Source organism: Streptomyces sparsus (genome assembly GCF_054776295.1).
Genome location: NZ_BAAHCA010000367.1, coordinates 1 through 4,568, shown reverse-complemented (window position 1 = coordinate 4,568; position 4,568 = coordinate 1). Strand labels below are relative to the sequence as shown.

The window sequence follows — 4,568 nt, the reverse complement described above, 5'->3', positions numbered from 1 at the left end:
CCACCGGCAGGCCGGCCCGCCGTCGCCGTGCAGCGCGAAGTCCACGTCGACCTCCGCGGGTGCCGAGCGCTGCTCGCGCACGGTGTAGGAGCGCATCACCGGCCGGACGTCCTCGTCCATGGCCCGCCAGCGTGCGAACCAGCCCTCCCCGGCGTCCAGCGGCACCAGCGGCGCCGGCTGGCCCGGGTGCGGCAGGAACAGCGAGAAGCTCTGGTCGCGCCCGCCCGAGGCGAAGTCGCGCAACTGCTCCCCGCCGAAGGTGATCCGGACCATCGACGGCCCCAGCCGCCGCGTCCGTGCCACTCGCACGTCGAAGAATCCGAAGGCGTCGGTGGCAGGGGTGGCGGCTGAGGTGCTCATCAAGGGTCAGCTCCTTGGTGTGGTGAGGGGTCAGCTCAGCTTCTTGGCGTCCTGGATGGCCTTGGCGAGGTTCTCCAGCAGCGGCGCGGCGCCCGCGTAGGAGAAGCGCGGCACCGCGTCCCACTCGGTGACCTGGCCGGCCTTGACCGCGGGCAGCTCCGTCCAGGTCGGCTTCGAGGTGAGGTCGGCCGGCTGGAGGGTGCCCGTGCGGTTGTCCATGATGATCAGGTCGGCGTCGTACTTGTCGGCGTTCTCCCAGCTCAGGCTCTCGAAGTAGTCGCCCTCGTCCAGCTTGTTCGGCACGACGATGTCGACGCCCAACTCCCTGAAGTACATGAGGTCGCTGGAGAGCTCGGGGTTGGAGACGTAGAAGGTGTCGGCCGCGCCGGAACCGGCGAGCACCCGGATGCCACTGGACTTGGCGGTCTTGCGCAGCGTCTCCGCGGCCTTCTCGAAGCGCGCCTTGGCGTCGGTGACCTTCTTCGCCTTCAGGTCCGCGCCGAGGGACTCGGCGAGTTCGGCGTAGCGCCTGATGGGCTCCGTCAGCGGGACCCGGCCGGTGGTGATGACCACGCTCGGCGCCAGCTTGAGGATCTTGTCCTTGCTCTCGTCCGGCACGTACCAGAAGGCGCCGGGGTCGTACATGTGCGTCACGAGCAGTTCGGGCTTGAGCGCGGCGTACTTCTCGATGCTGAACTCGCCCCAGGCGTTGCCGATGATCTCGACCTTGTCGACGTCCAGGTCACCGGCCGTCGGGTCCGGCTTGCCGTTCTTCAGCTTGGTCTCACCGAAGACGCCGACCAGTTCCTCGTCGAGGCCGTAGTCGTAGAGCGCCGCGGCGGTGCCGGTGAAGGCGACGATGCGGTCCGGACGGGAGTCGGCCTTGACCGTCTTGTCCCGGTCGTCGGTGAACGACCAGGCCTTGTCGCCGCCGCTCTCCGAGCCGGACTCCGAACCGCCGTCGCTGCCGCAGGCGGTGACGAGGGCGCCCAGACCCAGGGCGCCGCCCGCTGCGAGCAGTCCGCGGCGGGAGAGATGAGTGGCTCGGGAACGGGACATAGCAGTGCCTTCTTCCAAAAGTGGTGCATGCCAGAAGTGTGTTGTGGGACTGGGATCCCAAACGCCAGTTAGGTTAACCTAACCAAAGCTAATATTCAGCGGCCGGTTCGGATCAGTTCGTCGGCCCCCACTGGAGCCAGCCTGTGTCTCTCACCAAGTCACCCCTCCTGCAACGGGGTTCGACGACCGACGCACCGCCGTCCGAGGCGGAGCCGGCATCCGACCGCAACCGGCAGCGGGCCCTGGGCCTCGTGGCCGCCCTGGCCGCACTGGTCCTCGTCGTGGCGCTCAGCATCGCCGTCGGCGCCCGGTCGATGTCACTGGGCGACGCCTGGCAGGGCCTCACCGACAGCTCCGCCGCCACGTACACCGTCGTGCACGACATGAGGCTGCCGCGCACCCTGCTCGGCCTGCTGGTGGGAGTCGCGCTGGGACTCGCCGGCTGTGTCATGCAGGCACTCACCCGCAACCCGCTGGCCGACCCGGGCCTGCTCGGCATCAACGCCGGCGCCGCCGCCGCGGTCGTCACCTCCATCTCGTTCCTCGGCATCACCACCTTCACCGGCTACATCTGGTTCGCGTTCGCCGGCGCGGCAGCCGTCTCCGTGCTCGTCTACGCGGTGGGCGGTGGGCGCGGAGCCACCCCGGCCCGCCTGGCGCTGGCCGGTACGGCGCTCAACGCCGCACTGCTGTCCTACGTCAACGCCGTGCAGCTGCTCGACAAGGCGTCCCTGGACCGCATGCGGTTCTGGACGGTCGGGTCACTGGCCACCGCCGAGTTCTCCACCGTCACGCAGCTCGGCCCGCTCGTCGCGGCCGGTGTGCTCGTGGCGCTCGCCCTGGCCCGGCCGCTCAACGCCATGGCGCTCGGTGACGACTCGGCCCGGTCGCTGGGCGCCAGCCCCGCACGGACCCGCACCGGCGCCATCGTCGCCGTCACCCTGCTGTGCGGCGCGGCCACCGCGGCCTGCGGACCCATCGTCTTCATCGGGCTGATGGTGCCCCACCTCGTCCGCTCACTCACCGGCCCGGACCTGCGGTGGATGCTGCCGTACTGCGCGGTGCTCGCACCGGTACTCATGCTCGGCGCGGACGTCCTGGGACGGGTCCTCGGCCGGCCCGGCGAACTCCAGGTCGGCATCGTCACCGCGGTCCTGGGCGGCCCGGTGTTCCTCTACTTCGTAAGGCGACGCAGGATGGCAACGGTATGAACGCGCTCCGACTCGGCAACTGGTCCGTGCGCTACCGCCCCAGGGCGGCCCTGACGGGCGCGCTGCTCACCGCGCTGGCCCTCGTCATGGCGGTCCTCGCGATCGGCACCGGCGACTACCCGATGTCCTTCGCCGAGGTGCTGCGCACCCTGGCCGGGAACGGCCTGCCCGCCGACGACTTCATCGTCAACGAGGTCCGCCTGCCCCGCGCGGTGACCGCGCTGCTCGTGGGAGCGGCACTCGGACTGTCCGGCGCGGTCTTCCAGTCCCTGGTGCGCAACCCGCTGGCCAGCCCCGACATCCTCGGCTTCACCCACGGCGCCGCCACCGGCGCGCTCATCGCCATCTTCGTCTTCGGCGGCGGCAGTCTGGCCCTGTCCGGCGGCGCCCTGGCCGGCGGCGTCCTCACCGGCCTCGCGGTGTACGTACTGGCGTGGCGCGGCGGGCTGCACGGCTACCGGCTGATCCTCGTCGGCATCGGCATCGCCGCCATCCTCACCGGCGTCAACGGCTACCTCCTCACCCGCGGCCAGGTCTTCGAGGTCGGCCGGGCCGTGCTGTGGATGACCGGCAGCCTCGACGGACGCGGATGGAAGGACGCGCAGCCGCTCATGGTGGTGCTCGCCGTGCTGCTCCCCATGGTGCTGCTCGGCTGCGCCCGCGGGCTGCGCATGATGGAGATGGGGGAGGACGCCGCCTACGCACTGGGCGTACGTGTCGAACGGATCCGGGTGACCCTGCTGGCCGCCGCGGTACTGCTGGCCTCCTTCGCCGCGGCCGCCGCAGGACCGGTCGCCTTCGTCGCGCTCACCGCCCCCCAGCTCGCGAAGCGCCTCACCCGGGCCCCCGGCCCCAACCTGCTCCCCGCGCTCGGCATGGGCGCGGCGTTGCTGGTGACCGCCGACTGGCTCGCCCAGCGCGTGTTCGCCGGCAACCAACTGCCGGTCGGCGTCGTCACCGGCGTACTGGGCGGCTGCTACCTGGTGTGGCTGCTGGCCACCGAACGCCGAGCGGGACGGATCTGACCATGCCGAACCTCACGAAGGACGGAACCACCGACATGCGGCACACCGCGGCAGGCACCAGGCTTCGCGGCGAGGAACTGACCCTCTCCTACGACCAGCGCACCATCACCGAAGCGCTGAGCGTCACCATTCCCGACGACTCCTTCACCGTGGTCGTCGGCCCCAACGCCTGCGGCAAGTCCACCCTTCTGCGGGCACTCGCCCGGATGCTGAAGCCCAAGGCCGGCACGGTCCTGCTGGAGGGCAGCGACATCCACACGCTGCCCGCCAAGCAGGTCGCCCGCACCCTGGGCCTGCTGCCGCAGTCGTCCATCGCCCCCGACGGCATCACCGTCGCCGACCTCGTCGCCCGCGGCCGCTACCCCCACCAGGGCCTGCTGCGGCAGTGGTCCCGCGAGGACGAGCGCATCGTCGGCGAGTCGATGGCGGCCACCGGCGTCAGCGAACTCGCCGACCGATTCGTCGACGAACTCTCCGGCGGCCAGCGGCAGCGGGTGTGGATCGCCATGGCGCTCGCCCAGCAGACGCCGCTGCTGCTCCTCGACGAGCCGACCACCTTCCTCGACATCCAGCACCAGATCGACGTGCTCGACCTGTGCGCCCGGCTGCACGAGGAGCAGGGCCGGACCCTCGTCGCCGTGCTGCACGACCTCAACCACGCGGCCCGCTACGCCACCCACCTGATAGCCATGCGCGGCGGCCGGATCGTCGCCGAGGGCCGCCCCGCGGACGTCGTCACCGCCACCCTCGTCGAAGAGGTCTTCGGCCTGCGTTGCCAGGTCATCGACGATCCGGAGACCGGAACACCCCTCGTTGTGCCGGCCGCCCGGCGCCGGGCCGCCGTGTAGCGTCAGGGGCATGGACGAGCCCCTGCCCGGCAGCCCGCCGAGCCCGGCCGCGACCCCCGCGGACG

At 71.2% G+C, this 4,568-nt stretch carries 5 protein-coding genes; 3 read left to right on the top strand and 2 right to left on the bottom strand.

All coding sequences use genetic code 11. The features are described from left to right. Both ACYVE9_RS16485 and ACYVE9_RS16480 read right to left on the bottom strand, forming a co-directional pair. On the bottom strand, nucleotides 1–360 hold a 360-nt coding region (locus ACYVE9_RS16485; RefSeq protein ID WP_461028619.1), incomplete at its 3' end, for a siderophore-interacting protein. Nucleotides 361–390: 30 nt separating this feature from the next. Beyond that, nucleotides 391–1,419: an ABC transporter substrate-binding protein gene (locus tag ACYVE9_RS16480; RefSeq protein ID WP_461028618.1), complete on the bottom strand. Its 1,029-nt coding sequence runs from the start codon at nucleotides 1,417–1,419 to the stop codon at nucleotides 391–393. 143 nt (nucleotides 1,420–1,562) lie between these two features. Between ACYVE9_RS16480 and ACYVE9_RS16475 the strand changes: the two genes are divergently transcribed. Genes ACYVE9_RS16475 through ACYVE9_RS16465 form a run of 3 tightly spaced genes read left to right on the top strand, consistent with a single transcriptional unit; the run spans nucleotide 1,563 to nucleotide 4,503 of the window. After that, the gene (locus ACYVE9_RS16475; protein ID WP_461028617.1) at nucleotides 1,563–2,630 is read left to right on the top strand and encodes a FecCD family ABC transporter permease; all 1,068 of its coding nucleotides are present in this window, start codon (nucleotides 1,563–1,565) and stop codon (nucleotides 2,628–2,630) included. After that, nucleotides 2,627–3,655: a FecCD family ABC transporter permease gene (locus ACYVE9_RS16470; RefSeq protein WP_461028616.1), complete on the top strand. Its 1,029-nt coding sequence runs from the start codon at nucleotides 2,627–2,629 to the stop codon at nucleotides 3,653–3,655. The genes ACYVE9_RS16475 and ACYVE9_RS16470 overlap by 4 nt, the downstream gene beginning before the upstream one ends. Nucleotides 3,656–3,690: 35 nt before the next feature. Next, the gene (locus ACYVE9_RS16465; protein WP_461028620.1) at nucleotides 3,691–4,503 is read left to right on the top strand and encodes an ABC transporter ATP-binding protein; all 813 of its coding nucleotides are present in this window, start codon (nucleotides 3,691–3,693) and stop codon (nucleotides 4,501–4,503) included. Nucleotides 4,504–4,568 lie beyond the last annotated feature (65 nt).